The organism is Streptomyces sp., assembly GCF_019510245.1.
Classification (GTDB): domain Bacteria; phylum Actinomycetota; class Actinomycetes; order Streptomycetales; family Streptomycetaceae; genus Streptomyces.
The window spans coordinates 41,048-66,819 of record NZ_JAEKKT010000140.1 but is presented as its reverse complement, the minus strand read 5'-3'; the positions used below and the strand labels follow the sequence as shown (position 1 = coordinate 66,819).

The 25,772-nt window shown below is 71.6% G+C and carries 22 protein-coding genes, 1 tRNA gene and 1 pseudogene; 18 read left to right on the top strand and 6 right to left on the bottom strand.

The features are described from left to right. The first annotated feature begins 4 nt into the window (after positions 1-4). The 3 genes from JF597_RS22390 (at position 5) to JF597_RS22380 (ending at position 2,194) form a co-directional block, all read left to right on the top strand. The gene (locus JF597_RS22390; protein ID WP_293997472.1) at positions 5-685 is read left to right on the top strand and encodes a GNAT family protein; all 681 of its coding nucleotides are present in this window, start codon (positions 5-7) and stop codon (positions 683-685) included. An 83-nt stretch (positions 686-768) separates the two neighbouring features. Then, entirely contained in the window at positions 769-2,016 is a 1,248-nt protein-coding gene (gene glpR / locus JF597_RS22385; RefSeq protein WP_293997470.1) for a gephyrin-like molybdotransferase receptor GlpR, read from the top strand. 104 nt (positions 2,017-2,120) lie between these two features. Beyond that, positions 2,121-2,194, top strand: a tRNA-Ala gene (locus JF597_RS22380). 100 nt (positions 2,195-2,294) lie between these two features. Here the strand turns inward: JF597_RS22380 and JF597_RS22375 are convergent. Then, positions 2,295-3,281: a LysR family transcriptional regulator gene (locus JF597_RS22375; RefSeq protein ID WP_293997468.1), complete on the bottom strand. Its 987-nt coding sequence runs from the start codon at positions 3,279-3,281 to the stop codon at positions 2,295-2,297. Positions 3,282-3,407: 126 nt separating this feature from the next. Here JF597_RS22375 and JF597_RS22370 point away from each other — a divergent pair. Continuing rightward, a pseudogene (locus JF597_RS22370) lies at positions 3,408-3,749 on the top strand (nuclear transport factor 2 family protein); the annotation flags it as partial. Between the two features lie 13 nt (positions 3,750-3,762). Here the strand turns inward: JF597_RS22370 and JF597_RS22365 are convergent. Further along, positions 3,763-4,251, bottom strand: a complete 489-nt coding sequence (locus JF597_RS22365; protein ID WP_293997466.1) for a GNAT family N-acetyltransferase — start codon at positions 4,249-4,251, stop codon at positions 3,763-3,765. A 79-nt stretch (positions 4,252-4,330) separates the two neighbouring features. Here JF597_RS22365 and JF597_RS22360 point away from each other — a divergent pair, with 79 nt between their 5' ends. Continuing rightward, positions 4,331-5,134: an exodeoxyribonuclease III gene (locus tag JF597_RS22360; protein WP_293997464.1), complete on the top strand. Its 804-nt coding sequence runs from the start codon at positions 4,331-4,333 to the stop codon at positions 5,132-5,134. Between the two features lie 9 nt (positions 5,135-5,143). Here the strand turns inward: JF597_RS22360 and JF597_RS22355 are convergent, their stop codons facing one another. Then, positions 5,144-5,764, bottom strand: coding sequence for a MerR family transcriptional regulator (locus JF597_RS22355; protein WP_293997713.1), 621 nt, complete (start codon positions 5,762-5,764; stop codon positions 5,144-5,146). 198 nt (positions 5,765-5,962) lie between these two features. Between JF597_RS22355 and JF597_RS22350 the strand changes: the two genes are divergently transcribed. The 4 genes from JF597_RS22350 to JF597_RS22335 all read left to right on the top strand — a co-directional run bounded on the left by JF597_RS22350 (position 5,963) and on the right by JF597_RS22335 (position 9,661). Continuing rightward, positions 5,963-7,489, top strand: coding sequence for an NAD(P)/FAD-dependent oxidoreductase (locus JF597_RS22350; protein ID WP_293997462.1), 1,527 nt, complete (start codon positions 5,963-5,965; stop codon positions 7,487-7,489). Continuing rightward, a complete protein-coding gene (locus tag JF597_RS22345) occupies positions 7,486-8,442 on the top strand; it encodes an alpha/beta hydrolase (RefSeq protein ID WP_293997460.1) in 957 nt (318 codons plus the stop codon). Before JF597_RS22350 ends, JF597_RS22345 begins: the two co-directional genes overlap by 4 nt. Further along, positions 8,439-9,323, top strand: a complete 885-nt coding sequence (locus JF597_RS22340) for an SDR family oxidoreductase (protein WP_293997458.1) — start codon at positions 8,439-8,441, stop codon at positions 9,321-9,323. Before JF597_RS22345 ends, JF597_RS22340 begins: the two co-directional genes overlap by 4 nt. A gap of 89 nt (positions 9,324-9,412) precedes the next feature. Beyond that, complete coding sequence (locus tag JF597_RS22335; protein ID WP_293997456.1) at positions 9,413-9,661, top strand: hypothetical protein; 249 nt, start codon at positions 9,413-9,415, stop codon at positions 9,659-9,661. 172 nt (positions 9,662-9,833) lie between these two features. Here JF597_RS22335 and JF597_RS22330 read toward each other — a convergent pair whose 3' ends face one another. Beyond that, positions 9,834-13,154, bottom strand: a complete 3,321-nt coding sequence (locus JF597_RS22330; protein WP_293997454.1) for a S41 family peptidase — start codon at positions 13,152-13,154, stop codon at positions 9,834-9,836. 167 nt (positions 13,155-13,321) lie between these two features. Between JF597_RS22330 and JF597_RS22325 the strand changes: the two genes are divergently transcribed. The 5 genes from JF597_RS22325 to JF597_RS22305 all read left to right on the top strand — a co-directional run bounded on the left by JF597_RS22325 (position 13,322) and on the right by JF597_RS22305 (position 20,679). After that, positions 13,322-13,924 (top strand): TetR/AcrR family transcriptional regulator, encoded by a 603-nt coding sequence (locus JF597_RS22325; RefSeq protein ID WP_293997452.1) that lies wholly within the window; start codon positions 13,322-13,324, stop codon positions 13,922-13,924. A 124-nt stretch (positions 13,925-14,048) separates the two neighbouring features. Then, positions 14,049-16,268: an MMPL family transporter gene (locus JF597_RS22320; RefSeq protein ID WP_293997450.1), complete on the top strand. Its 2,220-nt coding sequence runs from the start codon at positions 14,049-14,051 to the stop codon at positions 16,266-16,268. A gap of 122 nt (positions 16,269-16,390) precedes the next feature. Then, on the top strand, positions 16,391-16,912 hold the full coding sequence (locus JF597_RS22315) for a YbaK/EbsC family protein (protein ID WP_293997448.1): 522 nt from the start codon (positions 16,391-16,393) through the stop codon (positions 16,910-16,912). A 22-nt stretch (positions 16,913-16,934) separates the two neighbouring features. Next, positions 16,935-17,651 (top strand): DMT family transporter, encoded by a 717-nt coding sequence (locus tag JF597_RS22310; protein WP_293997711.1) that lies wholly within the window; start codon positions 16,935-16,937, stop codon positions 17,649-17,651. A gap of 220 nt (positions 17,652-17,871) precedes the next feature. Further along, complete coding sequence (locus tag JF597_RS22305) at positions 17,872-20,679, top strand: PKD domain-containing protein (protein WP_293997446.1); 2,808 nt, start codon at positions 17,872-17,874, stop codon at positions 20,677-20,679. A 319-nt stretch (positions 20,680-20,998) separates the two neighbouring features. On the opposite strand, the gene JF597_RS22300 is transcribed toward JF597_RS22305, so the two are convergent. Continuing rightward, a complete protein-coding gene (locus tag JF597_RS22300; RefSeq protein WP_293997445.1) occupies positions 20,999-21,832 on the bottom strand; it encodes a MurR/RpiR family transcriptional regulator in 834 nt (277 codons plus the stop codon). A 128-nt stretch (positions 21,833-21,960) separates the two neighbouring features. On the opposite strand from JF597_RS22300, the gene JF597_RS22295 reads away from it, so the two are divergent. Continuing rightward, complete coding sequence (locus JF597_RS22295; protein ID WP_293997444.1) at positions 21,961-22,815, top strand: EamA family transporter; 855 nt, start codon at positions 21,961-21,963, stop codon at positions 22,813-22,815. Between the two features lie 26 nt (positions 22,816-22,841). Further along, a complete protein-coding gene (locus JF597_RS22290; RefSeq protein WP_293997442.1) occupies positions 22,842-22,973 on the top strand; it encodes a hypothetical protein in 132 nt (43 codons plus the stop codon). A gap of 16 nt (positions 22,974-22,989) precedes the next feature. Here the strand turns inward: JF597_RS22290 and JF597_RS22285 are convergent, their stop codons facing one another. Beyond that, positions 22,990-23,256 carry a hypothetical protein gene (locus tag JF597_RS22285; RefSeq protein WP_293997440.1) on the bottom strand — a complete coding sequence of 89 codons (267 nt, stop codon included), beginning with the start codon at positions 23,254-23,256 and terminating at the stop codon, positions 22,990-22,992. A 202-nt stretch (positions 23,257-23,458) separates the two neighbouring features. Here JF597_RS22285 and JF597_RS22280 point away from each other — a divergent pair, with 202 nt between their 5' ends. Then, positions 23,459-24,406 (top strand): ABC transporter ATP-binding protein, encoded by a 948-nt coding sequence (locus JF597_RS22280; protein WP_293997709.1) that lies wholly within the window; start codon positions 23,459-23,461, stop codon positions 24,404-24,406. Next, positions 24,403-25,767: an ABC transporter permease gene (locus JF597_RS22275; protein ID WP_293997438.1), complete on the top strand. Its 1,365-nt coding sequence runs from the start codon at positions 24,403-24,405 to the stop codon at positions 25,765-25,767. Before JF597_RS22280 ends, JF597_RS22275 begins: the two co-directional genes overlap by 4 nt. Positions 25,768-25,772 lie beyond the last annotated feature (5 nt).

Sequence of the window (25,772 nt, the reverse complement as noted above, 5' to 3'; positions counted from 1 at the left end):
CGTCGTGCTGGTGGACGGCGACGTCGTCCTCCGGCCCATAAGGGTGCGTGACCAGCGGGCCTGGCGCGAGGTCAACCGGCGCAACCGCGACTGGCTGCGCCCCTGGGAGGCCACCATCCCGCCGCCCACGCCCAGCGGGCCCATAGTCCACCGGCCGACCTACCGGCAGATGGTCCGGCACCTGCGGTCCGAGGCGAACGCGGGGCGCATGCTGCCGTTCGTCATCGAGTACCAGGGGCGCCTGGTCGGGCAGTTGACCGTCGCCGGGATCACCTGGGGGTCGATGTGTTCGGGGCACGTCGGCTACTGGGTGGACCAGTCGGTGGCCGGCCGCGGGGTGATGCCGACGGCCGTCGCGCTCGTGGTGGACCACTGTTTCCGCACCGTCGGTCTGCACCGCATCGAGGTCTGCATTCGCCCCGAGAACCGGCCCAGCCGCCGGGTCGTGGAGAAACTCGGATTCCGCGAGGAGGGGCTGCGGCCGCGTTATCTCCACATCGACGGCGCCTGGCGCGACCACCTCGTCTTCGCCCTCACCGCGGAAGAGGTGCCCGAGGGGTTGCTCGGCCGCTGGCAGCGGGCACGCTCCCAGAGCGCGTCCGCGAAGGCACCGGGCCCGGCGGGCACGGGCACCTCTCCGCAGGTGCCCCGCAATCCGCAGAACACTCCAGGGAATCCCGGCTAGTCGAACAAATTGAATGCTTGTTCGAAATTGATCGGTTCTTGACCGTCTCGGGGCGTTGAATTCGCGCCTCTACCGTGTGAGGCGTGAGCAGCAGCGGCCTCATCTACGCAGTCATTGTCGGGGCCTGGGCCGCCTACTTGGTGCCGATGTGGCTCCGTAGGCAGGACGAGCTGAACGAGGCCCGTCCGACGGAACGCTTCAGCACCGCCATCCGGCTGCTGTCCGGACGGGCGGGGATGGAGCGTCGGTACGCCAGGGACCTACGGGCGCGCTCCGCCTCGGAGGGGGAGCAGGACGCCGGTGAACCGGACGCCGCCACCGACTCGGTGGACGTCCGGGCCTTCGCCATGCCTCCGACCCGCCGTCAGGTCCGGGCGGAGGTGGAGCAGGAGGCGTCCGCGCCGGCGGCCAGGTCCGCCTCCGCGCCGCCCCGCCAGGCAGGCCCCGCATCGGTACCGGCCCCGGCATCCGCCTCCACGCCCGCGCCCAAGTCGGGCGCCACGTCCGCCCGCAGGCAGATTCCGACCCCCCGGCGCGCCCCCTCCGCACAGGCGGCCGCGGAACGCGCCCGGCGCTCGAAGGCGCTCGCCCGCCGTCGGCGCACCACCGTCATGCTCTTCGTCGCCTTCACACTGGGCGCGATCGTCGCCGCCGTCGGAGGGCTCGCGTTCCTGTGGGCACCGGGCGTGCCCGCCGTCATGCTCAGCGCCTACATCGCCTACCTGCGCGCACAGGAGCGCCGGCGCTTCGCCTACCAGATGGACCGGCGTCAGGCCGAAGCCGCCGCACAGCGGTTGCGGGAGCGCCAGCCGCGCCGGCGCGCGCCCCTCGACCCGGCCGGCGTCGGCGCGGACGAACCGGAGGAGGGACCAGGGACCGGGACCGACCCCGGCCTGTCCGCACTCGCCGCCGACCGGCGCGCCCTCGTCGAGCAGACCGACCACGCCGAGTGGGTCGACCAGCAGCGCGAGCGGCAGCGCCGGCCCGGGCACGGGGACAGCTGGGACCCGGTGCCGGTGCCCCTGCCGACGTACGTGACCGCACCGGTCGCGCCGCGCGCCACCTCCGACGTGGACCTCGGGGCGCCGGACGCGTGGAGCTCGGCGCGGTCCAGCGCCGTCGTACCGGAGCAGGAGACCAGGCAGGCGGCGCCCGAGGCCGAGGCCGAGGCGGAGGAGGCGGAGCGCGCCGCCGACGACAAGGCGGTCCCGGCCGGCGGCCGGACCGACGCACGCCGAGCGGCCTCCGCCCGCCGGGCCCGCGAACGCGGCCGCACGCCCCTCTTCGACCAGTACGAGGACGGCGACCGCCCCCGCGCGGCCAACGAATGACCTGACGGCGAGGGCGCGGGGCGCCTCGGCACCCCGCGGCTGACCAGTCAGGGAACGGATTTCCAAGCACCCCGACGGGGATGCTAGAGTTTCACTCGTTGCAAGGGCCTGTGGCGCAGTCCGGTAGCGCACCTCGTTCGCATCGAGGGGGCCAGGGGTTCAAATCCCCTCAGGTCCACTGCACGGTGAGACCCCGCACGATCGTAAAGATCGGGCGGGGTCTTCGTCGTTCTCAGGGCGACTGCCGTGTATCCGTATCGCATCTGTCACACCCGGACTCAGGTGCGCCGCCGGGATCCCCGCCGAGCGCGATCGGCTGACGCTCCGTAGGCCACCGCCGTGTCCGACTCGACCGGCCGGTGCGCGGCTTGGGCCGGGCGGAGCGCGGCGAAGGCCGCGGCGAGGTGGTCGAGCAGGGGCACTGCGAAGGGGTGGGGGTCGCGGCGTGGTGTGATCGCGTAGATCCCACGGGCCGGGGGATCGACGAGGGGCACGGTGGTGACGTCGGTCCGCAGCGCGCCCGTCAGCACACCGGGTATCAGCGCGATGGCGTGACCGGTCGCGACCAGGGCCAGCTTGCCGGGCAGATCGGCCGCCGTGAGATCGATACGGGCATCGACCCCGGCGCGGGCGGCATGCAGGCGCAGGAGCGCCGCCGACCCGTCGTTGTCCTCGACCCAGATCTGGTCGGCCAGCGCCTGCATGGGCACGGGGCCGCGCCCGGCCTGCGGATGACCGACGGGCAGTACGACGACCATGTCGTCCAGCCCGAGAAACCGGTGCTCGACCCGCTGGTCGTGGGGCAGCCCGGGCGGTGCGTCGGTGACGACGGCGATGTCGAGATCGCCGGCGATCACGCGGTCGTGCAGCTGCGCGCTGAGACCGGGCAGCAGGCTCCAGCGGACGGACCCGGATCGCCGGAGCAGGGCCCGGACGGCCTCGGGGACCATCCCCGCGGCCAGAGAGGGCGTCGCACCGACCGCCAGAGGCCGCTCGAACGCCCCGCCCCCGACATCCCGTACGGCGCGAACCGCGCGGTCCGCCTCGGTGAGCGTGGCCAGGGCATGGCGCCGGAACACCTCGCCGGCCGGTGTCGCGCGCACGCCGCGCGCATGGCGCTCCAGCAGCTCCACGCCGAGCTGCCGCTCCAGCCCGGCGATCTGCCGGGAGACGGCCGACTGCGTGTGGTTCAGCTCGGCGGCCGCCGCCGACAGCGACCCGAGCCGGCACACGGTCACGAAGGTCCGCCACACCGTCAGCTCCACGACCCCAGTATCCAGCCGGTATGCGCTCCTCGCAGAGCTGCCCTGCGAGATCTGCGCTTGTCGCAGCCGTCACGGTGCAGCACCGTGGCCCGTATGACCGCACCACACACGACTGCCGCGGACGGTGCCGTGCTCGAACCGCTCCAGGCCTACATCCGCGGGCACGCCACCGGCGACCCCGCCCACTTCCGCGACGCGTTCCTGCCCACCGCGCACATCGAGGGGATCCGGGACGGTGCATTCGTCTCGTGGTCCCTCGACCGGTACTGCGCGCTCTTCCCGGGCCGGCCCGCCCGGGACGAACCGGCGCGCTCCCGCCGCATCGACACCGTCGATGTCCACGGCACCGTCGCCACCGCGGCCATGACGCTCTTCCACGGCGCGGACACGTTCACCGACATCTTCCTGCTGGTCCGCGGCGACGACGGCTGGCGCATCGCCAACAAGGCCTACCACCGGCACCCTTGAGCGCGCGACGGCCCTACAGATCCGCCCGCAGGGCCTTCGCGAAGCAGCGGCTCGACTCGTAGTGGCGGTAGTAGCCGAACTTGGTGCACGGTTCGTAGCCGCTGGAGGTGTACAGGGCGATGGCCTCCGGCTGCTTGGTACCGGTCTCCAGGACCATGCGGAGGCGGCCGGCCGCGCGGGCGTCGGCCTCCAGGGCCGCGAGCATCCGGCGGGCGAGGCCCCGGCCGCGCATCGCCTCGACGACGAACATGCGCTTGAGCTCGGCGTCGCCGTCCTCGTTGCCCTCGCCGTTCGCGTCCTGGCTGCGCCAGCCGCCGGTCGCCACCGGGCGGCCGGACTCGTCGTACGCGATCAGGTAGACGCCGTTGGGCGGCTCGAAGTCGGCCGTGTCGAGGACGGTGGCGTCGCCGCCGTCGCCGTAGCGCAGCTGGTACTCGGCCTGGACCTCGTCGTTCAGCTTGACGGCGTCGGGGTGGTCGAAGGCAACCGGGCGTATATTCATGTGAGGCATCGTATATTCGTGCAGGCGGCGACCGCGGTGGACATCGGGACTCCGTCCAGTGTGCCGGTATCGTTCCCGCGTGCTGACTGTGACCTCGGTGAACGTGAACGGACTGCGGGCCGCCGCCAAGAAGGGCTTCGTGGAGTGGCTCGCGGAGACCTCCGCGGACGTGCTCTGCCTCCAGGAGGTGCGCGCCGAGCCGCAGCAGCTCCCGGAGGAGGTGCGCGCGCCCGGCGGCTGGCACGTGGTGCACGCCCCCGCGGCCGCCAAGGGGCGCGCGGGAGTCTCCCTCTACACCCGGCGTGAGCCGGACCGCGTGCGCGTCGGCTTCGGGTCGGACGAGTTCGACGCGAGCGGCCGCTACGTCGAGGCCGATCTGCCCGGCGTCACCGTCGCCTCCCTCTATCTCCCCTCCGGCGAGGTGGGCACCGGGCGGCAGGACGAGAAGTACCGCTTCATGGGCGAGTTCCTTGCCCATCTGAAGGACCTGCGCGAACGGGCCGCCGCCGACGGGCGCGAGGTCGTCGTCTGCGGCGACTGGAACATCGCCCACCGGCAGGCCGACCTGAAGAACTGGCGCGGCAACACCAAGAACTCCGGCTTCCTCCCGGAGGAACGCGAGTGGCTCGGCAACGTCCTGGACCCGGCCGACGGCGGGTACGTCGACGTCGTGCGCGCCCTGCACCCGGAGGCCGAGGGTCCGTACACCTGGTGGTCGTACCGGGGGCGGGCCTTCGACAACGATTCTGGTTGGAGGATCGACTACCAGATGACCACGCCCGGGCTGGCCGGCAGGGCGGTCAAGGGGTTCGTGGAGCGGGCGGCCACGCACGGCGAACGGTGGTCCGACCATGCGCCGGTCACCGTCGTGTACGACCTCTGACCGGTCGTTCTACGGGTTCTTGCGCAGCCTGCGGTCCAGCGCCAGTGACACCTCCGCCTCCACCACGCTGCGGGCCAGCGGGCGCAGGCGTTCCATGTCCTCCTCGGGGCCGTGGCGCAGGACGAGGTCGGCGAAGAGTTCGGCGAGGGCGTCGGCGTGTTCGCGGACGCTGCGGCCGGCCGCGAGGACCTCGGCGAGCGGGAAGCCCTCGCGGACCAGGGCCGAGGAGGCGTCCAGCAGGCGGCGGCTGATGTGGACGATGTCGTCGCCGTCGGTGCCGAGGTAGCCGAGGTCCATGGCGGCGGCGAGGTTCTCCGGGGTGACCTCGCCCTCGAAACGGGCGGCGAGCTCCTCGGGGGTCAGGCGGACCGGCTCCTCCTCGGTGGGGGTGTCGACGCCGAGGAGTTCGGCGACGTCCTTGCCGTGGTCGAGGGCCTCCGCCAGCTCGGCGATGCCGTTCAGGGTGTGGCCGCGTTCCAGGAGCGCCGAGATGGTGCGCAGCCGGGCCAGGTGGTGGTCGTCGTACCAGGCGATACGGCCCTCGCGGCGGGGCGGCCGGATCAGCTTGCGCTCGCGGTAGAAGCGCAGGGTGCGCACGGTGATGCCGGCCAGTGCGGCCAGTTCCTCCATGCGGTACTCGCGTCCGCCGCCCGGGGCGGAGGCCGTGGAGGTCGTTCGTCCGCCGTCGTCCGTCACGTGCGCAGCCTATGTGGTACCGCCGGTAACTTTCGTCCGTCCGGGGCCTACCCATCAGTACGGGGCTGTTCTACAGTCCAACCGTGCCAGTGTTCACTGGCGTAATCACGGGCGAGGTGTGGAGGCTCCGGGATGGCCCAGCACGAGCATGTACGGGTGGCGGTGATCGGGTCCGGGTTCGGCGGGCTGGGCGCGGCCGTGCGGTTGCGCAGGGAGGGGATCACCGACTTCGTCGTCCTGGAACGGGCCGGCAGCGTCGGCGGTACCTGGCGGGACAACAGCTATCCGGGGTGCGCCTGCGACGTGCCCTCCCACCTGTACTCCTTCTCCTTCGCGCCCAACCCCGACTGGCCGCGCACCTTCTCCGGGCAGGAGCACATCCGCGCCTACCTGGAGCACGTCACCGACGTGTTCGGGCTCCGGCCCCACCTGCGCTTCGACGCCGAGGTCAAGCGGATGGCGTGGGACGCGGAGGCGCTGCGCTGGGAGATCGAGACCGCCGCCGGGACCTTCTCCGCCGACGTGGTCGTCTCCGCCACCGGGCCGCTGTCCGATCCCAAGGTCCCCGAGATCCCGGGGCTGGACTCGTTCCCGGGCAAGGTCTTCCACTCGGCCCGCTGGGACCACGACTACGACCTGCGCGGCAAGCGGGTCGCCATGGTCGGCACCGGCGCCTCCGCGATCCAGATCGTGCCCGCCGTCCAGCCCGAGGTCGCCCACCTCACCCTCTTCCAGCGCACCCCGCCGTGGGTGATGCCGCGCGTCGACCGGGCCATCAGCGCCGCCGAGCGCCGGCTGCACCGGGCGCTGCCCTTCACCACCCAGGCCCGGCGCGGACTCCTGTGGGGCATCCGGGAACTCCAGGTCCAGGCGTTCACGAAGCGCCCCGACGAACTCGGCCTGGTCGAGAGCCTCGCCAAGCGCAACATGGCCCGCGCGATCAAGGACCCGGCGCTGCGCGCCAAGCTCACCCCCGACTACCGCATCGGCTGCAAGCGGATCCTGCTCTCCAGCACCTACTATCCGGCGCTGGCCAGGCCGAACGTGGACGTGGTGGCGAGCGGGCTCAGTGAGATCCGCGGCTCGACGGCGGTCGCCGCCGACGGCAGCAGCGCCGAGGTCGACGCGATCGTCTTCGGCACCGGCTTCCACGTCACCGACATGCCCATCGCCGAGCGGGTCGTCGGCGCCGACGGACGGACCCTCGCGGAGACCTGGAAGGGCGGCATGGAGGCGCTGCGCGGTGCCTCGGCCGCCGGGTTCCCCAACTGGATGACGATCATCGGGCCCAACACCGGCCTCGGGAACTCCTCCATGATCCTCATGATCGAGTCCCAGCTGAACTACATGGCCGACTACCTGCGCCAGCTCCACGTCCTCGGCGGGCGTGCGGCCCTGGACGCGCGCCCCGGTGCCGTGGCCGCCTGGAACCACAAGGTCCAGGAGCGCATGAAGCGGACCGTCTGGAACACCGGCGGCTGCACCAGCTGGTACCTCGACGCGAGCGGCCGCAACACCACCATCTGGCCAGGTACGACCACGGAGTTCCGGCGCGCGACCCAGCGGGTGGACCTCGCGGAGTACGACGTGATCCGCCCGCCCCTGCCGAGCGGCAGCGGCAGCGGCAGTGACATGGCCGGTGCGGAGGTGGGCGCGTGAGCCGGCTCACCCATGTGACCACCGGGCCGTACGCGCCGCCGGTCCCTGCCCGCGAACTCACCGTCGTCTCCGCGGACGGCGCCCGCCTGCACGTCGAGGTGCACGGCTCCGAGGACGCGCCCCCCGTCGTCCTCGCCCACGGCTGGACCTGCTCGACCGCCTTCTGGGCCGCGCAGACGCGCGAACTGGCCCTCGACCACCGGGTCATCGTGTACGACCAGAGGGGGCACGGGCGCAGTCCCGCGAGCCCCGCGTGCACCACCGAGGCACTGGCGGACGACCTCGAGGCGGTGCTCGCACAGACCCTCGCCCGCGGGGAGCGGGCCGTGATCGTCGGCCATTCCATGGGCGGCATGACCGTGATGGCGGCCGCCGCGCGTCCCCGTTTCCGCGAGCACGCCGCCGCCGTCCTGCTGTGCAGCACCGGCAGTTCGCGGCTGGTCGCGGAGGCGCTCGTCCTGCCGTTGCGCGCCGGCGGCCTGCGCACCTGGCTGACGGCGCGGGTCCTGGCCTCGCGCGCCCCGCTCGGACCCGTCACGCCCCTCGCGCGGCGCATCCTCAAGTACGCGACCATGGGCCCGGGTTGCGCCCCGCACATGGTCGAGGCGTGCGCGCGGATCGTGCACGCCTGCCCGCGCGCCGTGCGCCATGCCTGGGCGCGTGTCCTCGCCGGGCTCGATCTCGACCACGGCATAAGGGAGTTGCGCGTACCCACCGCCATCGTCACCGGCACGGCCGACCGGCTCACACCCCCGGTGCACGCCCGCGCGCTGGCCGCCGCGCTGCCGCACCCGCTCGGCCTCACCGAACTGCCGGGCATGGGTCACATGACTCCGGTCGAGGCTCCGGAGCTGGTCAACGGAAAGATCCGGGAGCTGGTCACCGCGTACGTGACCGGCGCCCCTGAGGAAGCCGGCGCCGACGGGCCCGAGCGGATCAAGGAGAGCTCATGAGCAGGGTCGGTCTCGAAGGACAGGTCGCCGTCGTCACCGGAGCGGCGCGCGGGGTCGGCGAGTTGCTCGCCCGCAAGCTCTCCGCGCGCGGGGCGACGGTCGCGCTGGTCGGGCTGGAGGAGGAGGCGCTCAAGGAGGTCTCCGGCAGGCTGCACGGCGACAGCGCGTACTGGTACGCCGACGTCACCGACCACGAGGCGATGAGCCGGGTCGCGCGGGAGGTCAAGGCGCGGTTCGGGAAGGTCGACGTCGTGGTGGCCAACGCCGGGGTGGCGAACGGCGGTCCGTTCGCCGACTCGGACCCGGTGGCCTGGCGGCGGGTGATCGAGGTCAACCTGGTCGGCTCGGCGGTGACGGCGCGCGCGTTCCTGCCGGTGCTCACGGAGAGCCGCGGCTATCTGCTCCAGATCGCGTCGCTGGCCGCGATCACGCCGGCGCCGATGATGACGGCGTACTGCGCGTCCAAGGCGGGCGTGGAGGCGTACGCGCACAGCCTGCGCGCCGAGGTCGGCCACCAGGGCGTGCGGGTCGGGGTCGGGTACCTGTCCTGGACGGACACCGACATGGTGCGCGGCGCCGACCAGGACGAGGTGATGCGGGAGTTGCGGCAGCGGCTGCCGTGGCCGGCGAACAAGACGTACCCGCTGGGCCCGGCCGTGGACCGGATCGTGGCGGGCATCGAGCGGCGCTCGGCGCACGTGTACGGGCAGTGGTGGCTGCGGGGCATGCAGGGTGTGCGCGGGTACCTGCCGGCGCTGATCGGCACGGTCGGGCAGCGGGAGATGAAGCGGTTCGCGCCCCGGTTGCAGGGCATCCGTACGGGCCTCGTCGGTGCAGGTGGGGCGGCCGACGAGGAGGCGCGCGCTACGCACCGTAACTGATCGAAATGCGCGCGTAGTCGGCCCGTGTGAATCTGGTCGAGGCCCCACTGAGGGCCGATTCCCCTCACCCTCCACGGGAGTGAACCCACATGGGTATGAAGGACAAGGCCGGCAAGATGCAGGGACAGGCCAAGCAGAAGATGCACGAAGGCCAGCAGCAGGCGCAGCAGCGCGGTCAGCAGGCTCAGCAGCGGGGCCAGCAGACCGCCCAGCAGGCTCAGCAGCGGGGCCAGCAGGCGCAGGAGCGCGGCCGGCAGGCGACTGAGCGCGGTCGTCAGAACCTGGACGACACCGAGCAGGAGATGCAGGACCGGTTCGACCAGGACTACGACGCGTAGTCGTTGCACTTGGCTCGGCCGAATTGGCGTGGGGCGCCCTCTTTTGAAGGGTGCCCTGCGTTTTTTGCGCCCAGGGGGAGGGGGTGGGGTGGGGTGGGGTGGCGGGTGCGGGTGTGTGGGGGCTGGCCGCGCAGTTCCCCGCGCCCCTTGGGTGGGGACGCTCCCCGGCGTCTCAAGAAGAGCGTGGGGGAAGTTTCGGGCGGGACCTGTTCGGGGCTTCGCTGTAGTCGGGGGGGACGGCTGCCGGGTGGTCGGTCAGGAGGTCGAGGGCCAGTTGGATGGCGTCGTCCATCTCGACGTGGCGGCCCTCCGCCCAGTCCAGGGGGGTGCGCAGGACCTCCAGGTCGGGGGCGACGCCGTGGTTCTCGACGGACCAGCCGTAGTCCTCGAACCAGGCAGCGTTCATCGGCACCGTGATCACCGTGCCGTCGCCCAGCTGGTGCCGGCCGGTCATGCCGACCACCCCGCCCCAGGTGCGCTGCCCGACGACCGGGCCGAGCTTGAGCAGCTTGATCGCGGCCGTGATCATGTCGCCGTCGGAGGAGGTGGCCTCGTCGGTGAGCGCGACGATCGGGCCGCGCGGGGCGTTGGAGGCGTACGACACCGGCTGGGCGTTCCTCGTCAGGTCCCAGCCGAGGATGGTCCGGGTGAGTTTTTCCACGACGAGTTCGCTGATGTGGCCGCCCGCGTTGCCGCGCACGTCGACGATGAGCGCCGGCCGGGAGACCTCCATCCGCAGGTCGCGGTTGAACTGGGCCCAGCCCGAGCCGCCCATGTCCGGGATGTGCAGGTAGCCGCACTTGCCGCCGCTCATCTCCCGCACCACCTCACGGCGTTTGGCCACCCAGTCCTGGTAGCGCAGCGGCCGTTCGTCGATCAGCGGGAGGACGGCGACCCTGCGCGGCGGCCCCGACTCGCCCTCGCCCGGGACGAACGTCAGCTCCACCGTCGTGGCCCCCGCCCCCGCGAGCAGCGGGAACGGCCCCGTCACCGGGTCCACCGGTCTGCCGTCGATGTGGGTGAGGACCGCGCCCTCCCGGATGCCGGTGCCGGCGAGCGGGGAACGCGCCTTGGAGTCGGAGGAGTCGCCGGGCAGGATCCGCTTGACCGTCCAGCCGGCGTCCCGGCGCACGAGGTTGGCGCCGAGCAGGCCCTGGAAGCGCTGGTAGTGCGGCGGGCCCTCGTTGCGGCGGGCCGGGGTGACGTAGGCGTGCGAGGTGCCCAGCTCGCCGAGGACCTCGCGGAGGAGGTCCGCGAAGTCGTCGGGGGAGGCGACCCGTTCGAGCAGTGGGCGGTACTGGTCGAGCACCCCGTTCCAGTCGATGCCGCACATCCCCGGGTCCCAGAAGTAGTCCCGGATGAGGCGGCCGGCCTCGGCGTACGACTGGCGCCACTCGGCGGGCGGGTCCACCTCGTGCAGGATGCGGCGCAGGTCGATCCAGACGGTCGTGTCGCCGTCGCCGGACTCGGCCGACGGCACGGCCCGCAGCTCGCCCTCGTCGACCACGACCAGCCGGCTGCCGTCGCCGCTGACCGTGAACCAGTCGAGGTGGTCCACGAGTTCGGACTTCTTCGCCTTGCTGATGTTGAAGTACTCCAGGGTCGGCCGCCCGCTGGTGTCGGCCGGGTTGACGAAGGTCTCGCCCAGTGCGCCCGAGATCGGCCAGCGCAGCCAGACCAGGCCGCCGCCCGCGACCGGGTACAGCGCCGAGTACTTGGAGGCGGTGACCGGGAACGGGGTCACGCGGCTCTCCAGCCCCTCGACCTCGACCGTCACCGCGCCGCCCTCGCCGGGCTCCTCGTCCTCGACCGGGTCCAGGCCCCCGGCGGCCGGCCGCCCGTCCGGGTTGAGCGCGAACGGGGAGGGGGTCGCCGAGGAGAGCGGGACCAGGTAGGGGCGGCAGCCGAGCGGGAACGACAGGTCGCCGGTGTGCACGTCGTACACCGGGTCGAAGCCGCGCCAGGACAGGAACGCGAGGTAGCGGCCGTCGCGGGTGAAGACCGGGTTCTCGTCCTCGAAGCGGCCGTTGGTGACGTCGATGACGAGCCGGTCGCTGATGCGGGCCATCTTGATCTGCCGCAGCGAACGGCCGATACCCGGATGCGACCAGGTCAACCATGACCCGTCCGGTGAGAAGGCCAGATCGCGGGCCGGTCCGTTGACCGACTGGATCAACTCGGTGACCACGTCGTCGGAGCCGGCACCGTCAACAGAGTCAATGTCGGCGGGTTCGTCGGCATCAACCTGGTCAATGTCGTCAACAGGCTGCTCGGTCAGGTCGATGAGCAGCAGGCGGCCGTCGTGTGCGGCCACCGCCAGCCGTTCGCCCAGCGGGTCCGAGACCAGTTCGAGCACCCGGCCGAGCTTCCCGCAGGCCAGCCGGCGCGGTGGGCGGGCGCCGGTCGCCCGGGGCAGGTGGGCGATCTCGACGGCGTCCTCGCCACCGGCGTCGGTGACGTAGGCGATCTGCCCGGTCGAGCCGAGCATCTCCGGGAGCCGTACCCGTACCCCGGGGGTGTCGGCGATGGTGCGGGCCGGGCCGTCGCGGTGGGTGAGCCAGTACAGGCTGCCGCGTACCACGACGGCGCTGGCCCGTCCCGTCTCGTCGACGGAGACGCCGTCGACGTGCTGGGCGGCCGGCACCTGGTAGGGGCGGCGCCCGGCCCGGGGCCCGGAGAGGCGCACGTCGAGCCTGCGCGGTGCCGAGTCCGCGCCGAGGTCGTCGACGAGCCAGAGATCGCCCGCGCACTGGTACACCACGCGTGTGCCGTCGCTGGAGGCGTGCCGGGCGTAGAAGGCGTCGTGGTCGGTGTGCAGGCGCAGGTCGGAGCCGTCGTAGGCGCAGGAGTAGAGGTTGCCGACGCCCTCGTGGTCGGAGAGGAAGGCGATCCGGCCGCCGACGAACATCGGGGAGTGCAGATGGCCGCCGATGCCGGCGAGCAGCCGCTGCCCGTGCAGCCACAGCCGGCCCATGGCGCCGCCCCGGTAGCGCTTCCAGCCGGCCGGTTCGTGCGGCGGGGTGCCGGTGAGCAGGAGGGTCCTGCGCTCGTCGGCGATGTCGGCGACCTGGATGTCGGCGACCGGCCCCCAGGGCAGCTTGCGGCCCGGGTCGCCGTCGGGGGAGACCTTGTAGGCCCAGGTGAAATAGGAGAAGGGCTGCCCGTGCGAGGCGACCGCCAGGATGTCGGCCGTGCCGTCCCGGTCGGGGGGCGTCCAGCCGCACACCTGGGTGTCGGCGCTGCCCCAGTAGGTCAGCTGCCGGCCGGGGCCGCCGTCGACGTCGACCAGGTGGATCTCGGGCACCAGGCTGCGCCAGCTCGTGTACGCGATGCGGCGACCGTCCGGCGAGAAGCGCGGGTGCCCGGTCTTGGTGCGGTCGACGGTGAGCCGCCAGGCGCGGCCCGGGGCGTCGAGCGAGGTCAGCCAGAGGTCGTCCTCGGCCACGAAGCACAACAGGTCGCCGCTGAGATGCGGCAGGCGCAGATAGCTCACCTCCCCATGCTTTTCCGGGTGCGGAGGGCCAGCAACTCGTGGGAACTCATGGATTTCTCAGCCACGTGAGACAGCACACGTACGAAACGGTTTCGTTTCTGTAGATCCCAGGGTATCTTCGAGATGCAAGCACGAAGGTGACGACGGAGCAGTGGAGGGTGAGTGGCATGACTGAGGTCGCAACGGCGCGTCGCAGTCGGATCACGCCCGAGCGCGAGGCCGAGCTGTACGGGGCCGTGCTCGACCTGCTCCGTGAGGTCGGTTACGACGCCCTCACCATGGACGCCGTCGCCGCCCGCACCAAGTCCAGCAAGGCCACCCTCTACCGCCAGTGGGGCGGGAAGGCCGAGCTGGTGGCGAAGGCGGTCCGGTACCACAAGCCGGGGGGCGCACTCGGCGAGGTCGACACCGGTTCGCTCCGGGGCGATCTGCACGGCCTCACGCTGCGCTCGGACGACTGCGAGATGGAGCAGAACTCCGCGCTGATGCGCGGGCTCGCCATGGCGGTCCACGGCAACCCGGACCTCCTGCAGGCGTTCAAGGAGCATCTGATCGAGCCCGAGATGGCCCAGTTCCGCCAGGTGCTGCAACGGGCGATCGACCGGGGCGAGGTCCGTGCGGACAACCCTGCGATCGACTTCGTGATGCACATGATGATCGGTGGATTCGCCGCCCGTTCGCTGATCGACGAGCAGCCGCCCACCCAGGCCTTCCTGCTGTCGTACATCGACGCCGTGGTGCTTCCCGCACTCGGCGCACCCACCTGCTGACCCTTCCCCGCAGCCAGCCCACCTGACGTCTCCGCTCACGTCGTCGGGTCGATCAGCCCTGCCACCCACCGGGCCGATCACCCCTGCCCCGAAAACCCCACGACCTGACCGGGAGTACGCCCTCGTGGCCACGTTCCTCTACAAACTGGGCCGTCTCGCCTTTCGGCGACGGCACTACGTCGCCCTCATATGGGTGGCGCTGCTGACCCTCGCCGGCGTCGCCGCCGCCTCCGCCCCCGCGGCCGGCTCCAGCTCCTTCTCGATCCCCGGCACCGAGGCCCAGAAGGCCTTCGACCTGCTGGACCAGCGCTTCCCCGGCTCCAGCTCGGACGGCGCCACCGCGCGGGTCGTCTTCAAGGCACCGGCCGGCGAGAAGATGACGGACAAGCTCAACAAGGCCACCGTCAAGAAGACCGTGAAGGAGCTGGCCGCCGGCGCGGAGGTCACCTCCGTCACCGACCCCTACAAGCAGCACGCCGTCAGCAAGGACGGCACGGTCGCCTACGCCTCGGTGCGCTACGACGTCTCCGGCACGGAGCTCAAGGACTCCACCCGCGACGCGCTGGAGCAGGCCGGCCACGACGCGCAGAAGGCCGGGCTGACCGTCGAGGTCGGCGGTGACGCGCTCCAGGCCTCGCCCGACGCGGGAGGCGCCGGTGAGGCCATCGGCCTCGCCATCGCCGCCGTCGTCCTCGTCATCACCCTGGGCTCACTGGTCGCCGCCGGACTGCCGCTGCTGACGGCGATCATGGGCGTCGGCATCGGCGTCTCCACCATCACCGCCCTCGCCAAGACGCTCGACCTCGGGGACACCACGTCCACCCTGGCGCTGATGATCGGACTCGCGGTCGGCATCGACTACGCGCTGTTCATCGTCTCCCGCTACCGCGGTGAGCTGGCCGAGGGCCGCGACCGCGAGGAGGCGGTCGGCCGCGCCGTCGGCACGGCGGGCTCGGCGGTGGTCTTCGCGGGCCTCACGGTGGTGATCGCGCTCGCGGGTCTCTCGGTCGTCGGCGTGCCGATGCTGACGAAGATGGGCCTCGCGGCGGCGGGCACGGTCGTGGTCGCCGTCCTCATCGCGCTGACCATGATCCCGGCGATGCTCGGCTACGCGGGCCGGCGGGTCAGGGCCGCCGGCGAGAAGCGCCGGACGCGCACCCGTGCCGTCCGGCAGGACAAGCCCGGCCTCGGTACCCGCTGGGCGAGCTTCGTGGTCCGTCGCCCGGCAGCCGTGCTGCTGCTCGGCGTGGTCGGACTGGGCGCGGTCGCCCTCCCGGTCTCCCAGCTCGAACTGGGCCTGCCCGACGACGGCTCGCAGCCCACGTCCACGACCCAGCGCCGGGCGTACGACCTGCTGTCGGAGGGCTTCGGTCCCGGCTTCAACGGTCCCCTCGTGATCGTGGTCGACGCCAAGGACAGTGCCGCCCCCAAGGCCGCGGCCGCCAAGGTGGCCGACGACATCAAGGGCCTGAAGGACGTCGTGACGGTGACCCCGGCGGCGTTCAACAAGGCCGGCGACACCGCGACGATCACGGTGATCCCGGACTCCAAGCCCTCCTCGGCGCAGACCGAGGACCTGGTCCACGCCATCCGCGGCCAGGGCGCCGACGTCAAGGCCGACACCGGCGCGCGGATCCTGGTCACCGGCACCACCGCGCTGAACATCGACTTCTCGCAGAAGCTCAACGACGCGCTGGTCCCGTACCTGGCGCTGGTGGTCGGCCTCGCCTTCCTCCTCCTGATCGCGGTCTTCCGCTCCATCCTGGTCCCGCTGAAGGCGGCCCTCGGCTTCCTGCTCAGCGTGCTCGCCGCGCTCGGCGCCGTCGTCGCGGTCTTCCAGTGGGGCTGGCTCGGCGGGCTGCTCGGCGTCGAGCAGACCGGCCCGATCATGTCGATGATGCCGATCTTCATGGTGGGCGTGGTCTTCGGTCTCGCCATGGACTACGAGGTGTTCCTCGTGACCCGGATGCGGGAAGCGTATGTCCACGGCGAGACGCCCGGCCAGGCCGTGGTGACCGGCTTCCGGCACAGCTCGCGGGTCGTGGCCGCCGCCGCCGTCATCATGATGGCCGTCTTCAGCGGCTTCATCACCTCCGGCGAGTCCATGATCAAGATGATCGGCTTCGGCCTCGCCATCGCCGTCTTCTTCGACGCGTTCGTGGTCCGCATGGCGATCGTCCCGGCGGTGCTCGCCCTGCTCGGCAAGCGCGCCTGGTGGCTGCCGAAGTGGCTGGACCGGATGCTGCCCAACGTCGACGTCGAGGGCGAGGGCCTGCGCACCCTGTCCGACAAGGACGCCGGGACCGGTACGGACGACGAGGACCGGGAGCTCGTACGCGTCTGACGTACGGCTCGTGACAGACCGCCGGTGAGGGTCCGTGGGGACGGGGCGCCCTCACCGGCTTCCTCGTGTACCCCGCACTTGACCACTCGCCGCCCCTTCCCCCGCCCCGTTAGCGTGCCCCCATGACGACGACAGCCGCCACTGACGCCGGCACCGGGGGCTCCGGTGCCCATCCCCGCTTCGCCGCCGCCCTGGAGGAGCTGGGGCTGGGGGAGCTGACCTCGCGGGTCCGGCGGTTCCCGGACGCGACCCGTACCGCGGCCGAGGCCGCCGCCGCGGTCGGCTGCGAGCTGAGCGAGATCTGCAAGTCGCTGATCTTCGCGGCCGACGGGGTGCCGGTGCTGGTGCTGATGGACGGCGCCTCCCGCGTCGACGTGGAACTGGTCCGCAAGGAACTCGGCGCCGCGAAGGTGACCCGGGCCAAGGCCGACGTCGTACGCGAGGCGACCGGGTACGCCATCGGCGGCGTCCCGCCCTTCGGGCACCGCACGCGGACCCGCGTCCTCGCCGACCGGGCGCTGCTGCGGCACGAGGTGGTGTGGGCCGCGGCCGGCAACCCGCACGCCGTCTTCCCGATCGCGCCCGCCGCCCTGGTGGCACACGCCGGCGCCACCGTCGTGGACGTGCGCGAGCCCTCCGCGTGACTCTGCCGTCACCGCGGCCGTCCTGCTCGCCGCGGTCACGCACGCCAGTTGGAACGCCATCGCCCACCGGATCACCGACAAGCTCGTCGGCTCCTCGCTGATCGCCGCCGGAGGCGTGCTGATCGGGCTGCTCCTGATGCCGTTCGCCGCCGCACCGGCGGCCGGCGCATGGCCGTACCTGGCCGCCTCGGCGGTCGTCCATGTCGCCTACTTCGCGCTGCTGATGCTCTCCTTCCGGCTCGGCGACTTCGGGCAGGCGTACCCGATCGCGCGCGGCACCGCGCCGCTCCTCGTCACCCTGTTCGCCGCCGTGTTCGCGCACGAAGTGCCCGACGGCACGGCGGCCGCGGGCATCGCCGTGTCCTGCGCCGGGCTCACCGGGGTCGCCCTGTGGGGGCTGCGCGGCCGCCGCCCCGACTGGACGGCGATCGGCGCCGCCCTCGCCACCGGCCTGACGATCGCCGCGTACACCGTCCTGGACGGCCTCGGCGTCCGGGCCTCGGGATCCTCCGTCGGCTACATCGCCTGGCTGATGTCCCTGCAGGGCCTCGCGATCCCCGCGTACGCCCTGTACCGCGGACGGGGCGAACTCCTCACCGCCGCCCGCCCCTTCGCGGCCCTGGGACTCTGCGGCGCCCTGCTCTCCGTCCTCGCCTACGGCCTCGTCCTGTGGGCCCAGACCCGCGCCGACCTCGCGCCGGTGGCCGCACTGCGCGAGTCGTCGGTCAACCCGTGCTGATGCGGTAAAGACTCCGCTGGTCAGGAGCTGATGAGGCCACATGCCCCGGGTACTTGGCCAGGACCAGAGGCGGTCGGTCCTCGGCGCACGGACCGCCGTCTTGGTGATCTCCATACTCTTGAAACCTGGTCAACTTCTGGGCGACCAGACAAAATTGCCAGCAATATCATGTGAAAACTGGGGGGCAGTGTTGCCACGTTCGATCGCAGCTTTCGCGGGCGTGGTCGGCCTTCTCGGCGCGGGCCTGGCGCTGGCTCCGTCCGTCGCCCGCGCGGATGGCAATACGCTGTACGTGAACAACCTCTCGACGTCGAACTGCTCCGACAGCGCAGCCGGCTCGGGCTCGCAGGCCCAGCCCTACTGCTCGCTGCAGACTGCCGTCGACGCCGCGCAGCCGGGTGACACGGTCATGGTGGTCAGGGGGATCTTCGGACCGCTCGATGTGAAGACCTCGGGTACCGCGAGTGCTCCCATCACCATCACCACCGGCACGAGCAAGGCGCTCATCCAGATCGTCACGCCCCCGTCAGGCTCCGGACCTGCGCTCACTCTCGACCACGTGCACGACGTGGCGGTGCACGGTTTCTTCATCGGGACGAACGTCCGGGCCCCGGTCGTGGCGGTCGAGGGATCCAGCGAGGTCACGCTGGACGGCGACCGCGTCGGGGGCGCCTATTCGGGCGCGCTGGTGAGCATCGACGGGCAGAGCAACGCCCTGACACTGAGCCGGGACGACATCGAAACCCAGCCAGGCGAAGACGGCGTGGACATCGCGTCGGGGGCGAGTGGGACGGTGATCACCGGCAGCGAGTTCTACTACGGGAAGAACACGCCCGTGAACGCAGCGGGTGCGCCCGGCACCGTCGTGGTGGGCAACACCTTCACCGACGACGGCGGCTGCAACACCGCGATCGCGCTCACCGGTACCTCCTCCGGTTCGACGATCGAGAACAACGCCTTCTTCCTCGGAACCTCCGGCGGCTGTGCGACGTACGGCACCAGCACGCCGGTGGTGGTGTCCTCCGGTTCGACCAGCGGCACCACCTATGACTACAACGTCTTCGAGTCCGAGTCCGATGGCGCGCTCTACAGCTGGGGCGGCCAGACCTACGCGACCGCCGCCGATCTGCAGACCGCGACCGGCCAGGGGAAGCACGAACTGTACGTCGCGGTGGCCCTGGACAGGACCGGCCTGAACATCACCCCGCTCATCGACTCCGCCGACGCCGACGCACCGGACGAGCTCAGCACTGACTTCAACGGCAAGCCCCGCGTGGACGACTCGCTCGTGGCCGACACCGGCACTGGCACCGGTTATTACGACCGCGGCGCGACGGAATACCAGGACCCCTACCAGGTGGCGCCCGCCGTCTCCGTCGACAAGGGTCCGGCCCCGCTGTCCGAGACGATCACGGCGGACGAGACCAACCCCTGGAAGACCCGGATCACCAGCTACACCTTCAACTTCGGAGACGGCAGCGACCCGGTGGTCTCCGCCACCCCCAGCGTCACCCACGCCTACGCCGCGATCGGCTCCTACCCCGTCACGGTCACCGCCACCACGGCGGCCGGGGCCTCTGTCGCCGGCAGCAAAAAGGCCTACGTCAACGTCGCGGCCGTAGCTCCGCTGGTGCCTGCCCTGTCGTTCAGTCAGGCCTATCCGTACAGCAGCCTCACCGTCCGGGCGGACGCCACCAAGACCACCGACGACTGGAGCATCGCCGACTACAGCGTCGACTACGGGGACGGCACCCCGGCCGCGGACCTCGGCACCAGCGGCGTCGGTGGCCACACCTATGCCAAGCCCGGCACCTACACTGCCACCCTGACGGTCAAGGACGACGGCGGGAACACCGCCACGAGCACCCAACAGGTCACCGTCGGCAGCGCATTCGTGCCCTTCGGGCCGACCAGGATCCTGGACACCCGCAACGGCACCGGTGCCGCCAAGGCGAAGGTCGGACCGGGCGCGGTGCTGCGGCTCAAGGTCGCGGGCGTCAAGGGCGTCCCCGCCACCGGGGTCACCGCGGTCACCCTCAACCTGACCGGCGTCAACGCCTCGGCCGGCACTGTGATCACCGCCTACCCCGACGGCACCGCCCGGCCGACCGCCTCCAACCTGAACCTGGTCCCCGGTCAGGTCACACCGAACCTGATCACCGTGCCGGTCTCCGCCAACGGCTACATCGATCTGTACAACCACTCGGGCAGCGTCGACCTCCTGGGTGACGTCGAGGGCTACTACAGCACCACCGCCGCAGTCGCCTTGGGCGGGACGGGCCTCGTCCAGACGACCGGCCCGACCCGGGTACTGGACACTCGCAATGGGACCGGCACCATCAAGGGCAAGGTCGGGCCGGGCGGGCTGGTCACGCTCACCCTGCCGAGCGGCAGCTACACCAACGCATCCGCGGTGCTGCTGAACGTCACCGAGACCAATGCCACCGCCTCCAGCTGGGTCGGCCTGGAGCCGAGTGCCGGCGGTGTCCCCACCAGCTCTGTACTGAACTTCGCGGCCGGACAGACCAGCGCCAACCTGGTCGTCGCGCCGGTCAGCGGTGGGCAGGTCCAGTTCTACAACCGCTACGGCGGCGTCCACCTGGTCGCCGACCTGGAAGGTTATGTGGTCTCCGACGTGTCGGACTCCCCGGCAGCCCTGGGCTTGCCGTACTTCCCGGTCTCGCCGATCCGCGTGCTGGATACCCGCAACGGCACCGGCACGGCGCAGGGCGCACTCGGCGCCAAGTCCAAGATCGGCATCAAGGTGACGGGATCCGGGGGCGTCCCGGCCGGAGCGAAGGCGGTGCTGGTGAACGTGACCGGCGTCAAGCCCACCATCGGCACCTGGCTCTTCGCCTACGCCGACGGATCAGCCCTGCCCGGCAGCTCCACCCTCAACCTCGCCCCCGGCACCACCCGTGCCAACCTGGCCCTGGTTCCAGTCGGTTCCAACGGGTCGATCGACATCTACAACAACAGCGGCAGCGTCAACGCGGTCGCGGACATCGAGGGCTACTACATCGGCTGATCCGGCGGCCGGGCGGAGCGTGGCCGGGAGGTCGTGCAGGTGTCGGGACCGGGCTCGAAGCCCTCGTGGCATCGACCGTGCGTCCAGCCCGGCACCGGCAGCAGCGGCCGGATGATCGCCGACTCCGCATCCGACATGTCCGGCGGACAGCACGGCCGCCGGGACCCGACAGGCGCGTCCTGTGAGCGCAGCCGTAGGGCTTGGTTCGCGTCCGTCGCCGCGCTGGGCGTCGCCCCAGCCAAGTGCTGCTCATGCAGTAATAACTTCGCTGCTCAGGGATGCTGAGGCACCGACGCATCAGCGTGGCGGATTCGCAAGGTCAGTACGCGTGAGCCGCCGTGACCTCTGCGGAGCGGGCCAGGGCCTGTTGGGCGTCCGAACCGCGGAGGGCCAACAGGGTGAGGGCGAGCGCGTCAACCACAACGAGATGAGCGAGGCGGCCTGCAACGGCTTCGAGGCCGAGGGTGAGGTCCTGGCCACCGGCAAGCAGCGTGCACTGGCTGGTCTCGGTCAGCGGTGAACGGGCATAGCTGGTGAGCGAGATGACCGTGGCTCCGCACGCGTGGGCCCGTCGGGCGGCGTCCACAGTGGTACGGGTGGCGCCAGTGTGGCTGACGGCCAGGCAGACGGCGTCCGCCGGAAGCAACGAGGCGGCCACCTCGGCGGTGAGCGGGTCGGTGGGGGCGTCGACGGCACAGCCCAGAGCCCTGAGGCGGTAGGCCGCGTCGGTAGCCACGGCGGTGGACAGACCCGCACCGACGACCAGGACCCGGCTTGCGGCGTGCAACGCCTCGGCGGCGGTACGGAGGTGGTCGGGAGAGACGGTCGTGGACAGCCCGTCCAGCACCTCGCGTGCCGCTTGCACGGTGTCGGCCAACGCGCGGGAGGTGGCATCGACACCTTCCGGTGTGGTGGGCCGGGGCCGGGGCACCTCCCGAGCCGCCGCGATCTTCACCTCCTGATAGCCGCGAAAGCCCAGCCGCTGACAGGCGCGAACCACGGAGGAGGCGGCTGTGTGCGCCATTGTGGCGACGTCACTGACGCTCAGCCGGACCAGTTCGGGCCCCTGATCGAGCAGGACCTGAGCGACCCTGGCCTCCGCGTCGCGCAGTTGCGGCAGCCGGGCACGCACGTGGGCAGCGAGATTCTGCACGTCAACGGCACGTGCGTCGGCAGAAGCACTCCCGACTGGGGAATCCTGTTCCATGCGATTAGCATAATACGGAATTAGATTCCCTACTTCTTCAGCTTCGGGAACGGTCGACACTCATGGGTGCGTTCATGCAAGCAGGTGCTGCCGTGCCTGTAGTGGTGTTGGCCGCGGCGGTGCTGCACGCCGTGTGGAACGCACTGGCGCATGCGATGCCACACAAGCTCGCCGGCTTCACCCTGATCAACCTCGCCTTCGTCGGCGTCAGTGCGGTCTGGGTCTGCTTCACCCCGCTCCCCGGTTCCGCTGCCTGGCCATTCATCGCGGCCTCGACCGTGCTCCAGACCGCCTATCAGGCACTGCTGCTCCAGGCGTACAAGCTCGGTGACTTCGGCCAGATGTACCCGGCGGCGCGCGGCGTCGCACCCATGCTGGTCGCCGTCGTCTCGGTGAGCGTTCTCGGCCAGGACCTGTCGGCCCGCGCACTCACCGGTGTCCTGGTCATTTCCGCCGGACTGGTCACCCTTGCCCTGGCGGACGGCTTGCCGGACCGCACCCAGCTGCCGGCCCTGATGGCTGCCCTCGGCACCGGCGTCATGATCGCCTCATACACGGTCGTCGACGGCACGGGCGTACGACGCTCGGACACCGTCTTCGGTTACATAGCCTGGGGTTTCCTGCTCCAGGGCACGCTCTTCTGTGCCGGTGCCTTTGCGCTGGCCGGGCGCGGACTGCGACACCGGCTGCGTGACGCCCCGATGCGCGGGCTGACCGGTGGGCTGCTCTCACTTACCGCGTACGCACTGGTGGTTTGGGCGCAGGACCACGGCGACCTGGCGTCCGTCGCCGCACTCCGCGAGACCAGCATCGTCATCGCCGCGCTGCTCAGCGCCGTGTTCTTCCACGAGCGGCTGGGTGGCCGACGACTGGCCGCGAGCGCCACCGTGGTGGTCGGCATCGCCCTGCTCCAACTCGCGCACACCTGAACGTCCGAGCCGACGAGTGCCTGGCCGTGCTAGTGACCTCGGTCATCGTCGGCGCCGCCATCGGAGCGGTCTTCTTCGAGGAGCGGTTCGGGACGCCCCGGATCGCGGCCGCCGGGCTGCTGGTGGTCGGGATCGGGCTGATGCTGCATTCCGGGTAGTCCGTCGGCGGCTTCGTCAGTCGCGTCGGGCCGAGACCAGGCGCGCGGCCACGGCCGACACCAGTGCGGCCGCGACGAGGTACAGCCCGAGGCGGGCTTCGGGCACCGCCGGTGACCAGACCCGCCAGGCGGACGGCGAGTAGCTGTCGGCCGCCAGGTAGTCCCGGTAGATCCTGACCGTCGAGCCGGTCCTTCCGCGCACCCACAGCAAGGCGCCGACGACGCCGCAGGTCGCGGAGACCGCGTAGAGGATCGTGGCGAGGCGTGGGGCCGGTCTGTTCACCAATTCACCTTCTGTGTTCGTCGTGGTGCATGGATTCTCTCCCCCCGTTGGCCGGTATGGGACGTGAGCCGGATGCCCGTCCGCCGGACTTGCCGTTGCCTTGACGAACCGTTCCACGGCCGTTCAGCCGAGCGTCTGTGCCTGGGATGTGTGTTCTCCATAAAGTCCCTGCGGATTGCGGAAGAAGGGACGCATGGGACTCATGGACACACTCCGCGCAGTCCGGGCCCGCGGGATCACCAAGGCCTTCGGTGACGTCGTCGCACTGGACGGCGTGGACCTGGACGTGACACGAGGTCAGATCCACGGCCTGGTCGGCCCGAACGGGGCCGGGAAGACGACCCTGCTCGGCCTCCTCCTGGGGCTGGCCGTGGCCGACGGCGGCCGGCTGGAGATCCTGGGGACGCCCGTCGAGCGGGCGCTCGCCGCTCCCGACGGCGTCGCCGGTTTCGTGGACGCGCCCGGTCTCTACCCCTCGCTCACCGCCCGGCAGAACCTGACCGCGCTGGCCCAACTCCGCGGCCAGGACGCGCGGACGGCCGGAATCGACGACGTGCTCGCCGAGGTCGGGCTCACCGACGTCGCCGACGACAAGGCCCGCGGCTTCTCCCTCGGCATGCGCCAGCGGCTCGGGCTCGCCGCCGCCCTGCTCACCCGGCCCCGGCTGCTCGTCCTCGACGAGCCGTCCAACGGCCTCGACCCGGCCGGCAAGAGACACGTGCACGGCGTCCTCACCCGGCTCGCCGCCGACGGCGCCGCCGTGGTGCTCTCCAGCCACCGGATGGACGACCTGGAGGCGCTGTGCTCCGAGGTCACCATCCTCGCCACCGGCCGCGTCGTCTTCTCCGGCCCGCTGACCAAGCTGGCCGCCGAGAACCGCGAACTCGACTACCGGCTGCGCACCTCCGACGCCGAGGCCGCGCGCCGGCTCGCCGCGGACCTGGCCGGCGTCCGGATCGTCGACGACACCGGCCCCGGCCTGCGGAAGGACCCCGACGCGCTCGTCGTACGCGCCCTGGTGCCCGCCCTCGACGAACTCGTCGCACAGGTCGTGCGGTCGGGCGTCGCGGTGCGCGAACTCGCCCCCGTCGTATCGCCCCTCGAAGCCGCGTTCCTCGCCCTCACCGAGCACCAGGAGTCCGGCCGATGACCACGACCAGCGCGCCCGCCGCGCCCGTCGCCGAACCCACCGCCGCCCGCCGGGTCCCGGTGTCCCGCGGCTACCGCTTCGAGCTGGTGAAGCTGGTCTCGCAGTGGCGGATCCGGCTGCTGGTGCTCGCCTGCTGGATCGCGCCGGGCCTGTTCGTCGCGGGGGTCAGCCAGCAGAGCACGCTCCCCGCCGACACGCTCTTCGGACGCTGGATGCACGCCACCGGCTGGGCCGGACCGCTGGTGATGCTCGGTTTCGCGGGTACCTGGGCGCTGCCGCTGCTGACGTCGGTGGTCGCCGGTGACGTGTTCGCCGCCGAGGACCGGCTCGGCACCTGGCGCCACCTGCTGGTGGCGGTCCGCTCGCCCGCGCGGATCTTCGTGGCGAAGTCACTGGCCAGCCTCACCGTCATCCTGCTGCTGGTGGCCGGGCTGGCCGCCTCCAGCACGCTCGGCGGTCTGGCGGCGGTCGGCGACCAGCCGCTGGTCGGTCTCGACGGGCATCTGCTGTCGTCCGGCGACGCGGCCGGCCGGGTCCTGCTCGCCTGGCTCGCGGCCCTCGCCCCGACCCTCTCCCTCGCCGCGATCGGACTGCTCGGCTCGGTCGCCCTCGGCCGCTCCCCGATGGGCCTGCTGCTGCCCCCGATCGTCGCGCTCGCGATGTCGGTCGCCCAGATGCTGCCGCTGCCGGTCGCCGTCCGCCTGGCCCTGCCCGGCTACGCCTTCATCTCCTGGAACGGCCTGTTCACCAGCCCCGCGCAGCTCACCCCGCTCCTCATCGCCGTCGCGGTGAGCCTGGCGTGGGCGGTGCTCGCCACCGTCCTGGCCTACGTGCTGTTCCTACGGCGGGACTTCACCAACCCGGCCTACGACGGCTCCGGGCGCCGGGCGCTCACCCTCGGCGTGCTGCCGCTGGCCGCGCTGACCGCCGTCACCGTCGGCGCGGTCGCCGTGGCGGCGCCGTCGACGGGTTCCGGGATCGGGCAGGACAAGGTGCAGAAGTCCCTCGCCACGGTCTTCGCCCACCTCTACCGGCTGCAGACCGAGCAGCTGCACCGGCCCGCCGTCACCGAGGCCCAGCTGAAGGCCACGGCGGCATGCACCAAGAGCGACGGCCGGTCCGCCCAGGAGGGCGCGGGCAACGACTGGCGTTGCGTCGTCAGCTGGCACCTCCCCGGCGTCACGGCGGTCACGGGGACGGCGATCTACCAGCTCGACATCACCTCGGACGGGCGGTTCGTGGCCGACGGCGACGGTCCCAAGGAAGTCAACGGCTACTTCCTCGCACGGACCTCGACCGGCGACGCCCCGAATCCGCTGTGGCAGTTCGACGGCAACGTCGACCTGCTCGACACCCAGTGAAGGGA

Coding starts and splice junctions, on each gene's coding strand:
- JF597_RS22280 (WP_293997709.1), top strand. CDS start 23,459: ATGGACACACTCCGCGCAGTCCGGGCCCGCGGGATCACCAAGGCCTTC.
- JF597_RS22365 (WP_293997466.1), bottom strand. CDS start 4,251: ATGAATATACGCCCGGTTGCCTTCGACCACCCCGACGCCGTCAAGCTG.
- JF597_RS22355 (WP_293997713.1), bottom strand. CDS start 5,764: ATGGAGGAACTGGCCGCACTGGCCGGCATCACCGTGCGCACCCTGCGC.
- JF597_RS22350 (WP_293997462.1), top strand. CDS start 5,963: ATGGCCCAGCACGAGCATGTACGGGTGGCGGTGATCGGGTCCGGGTTC.
- JF597_RS22275 (WP_293997438.1), top strand. CDS start 24,403: ATGACCACGACCAGCGCGCCCGCCGCGCCCGTCGCCGAACCCACCGCC.
- JF597_RS22295 (WP_293997444.1), top strand. CDS start 21,961: ATGCAAGCAGGTGCTGCCGTGCCTGTAGTGGTGTTGGCCGCGGCGGTG.
- JF597_RS22335 (WP_293997456.1), top strand. CDS start 9,413: ATGGGTATGAAGGACAAGGCCGGCAAGATGCAGGGACAGGCCAAGCAG.
- JF597_RS22315 (WP_293997448.1), top strand. CDS start 16,391: ATGACGACGACAGCCGCCACTGACGCCGGCACCGGGGGCTCCGGTGCC.
- JF597_RS22325 (WP_293997452.1), top strand. CDS start 13,322: ATGACTGAGGTCGCAACGGCGCGTCGCAGTCGGATCACGCCCGAGCGC.
- JF597_RS22340 (WP_293997458.1), top strand. CDS start 8,439: ATGAGCAGGGTCGGTCTCGAAGGACAGGTCGCCGTCGTCACCGGAGCG.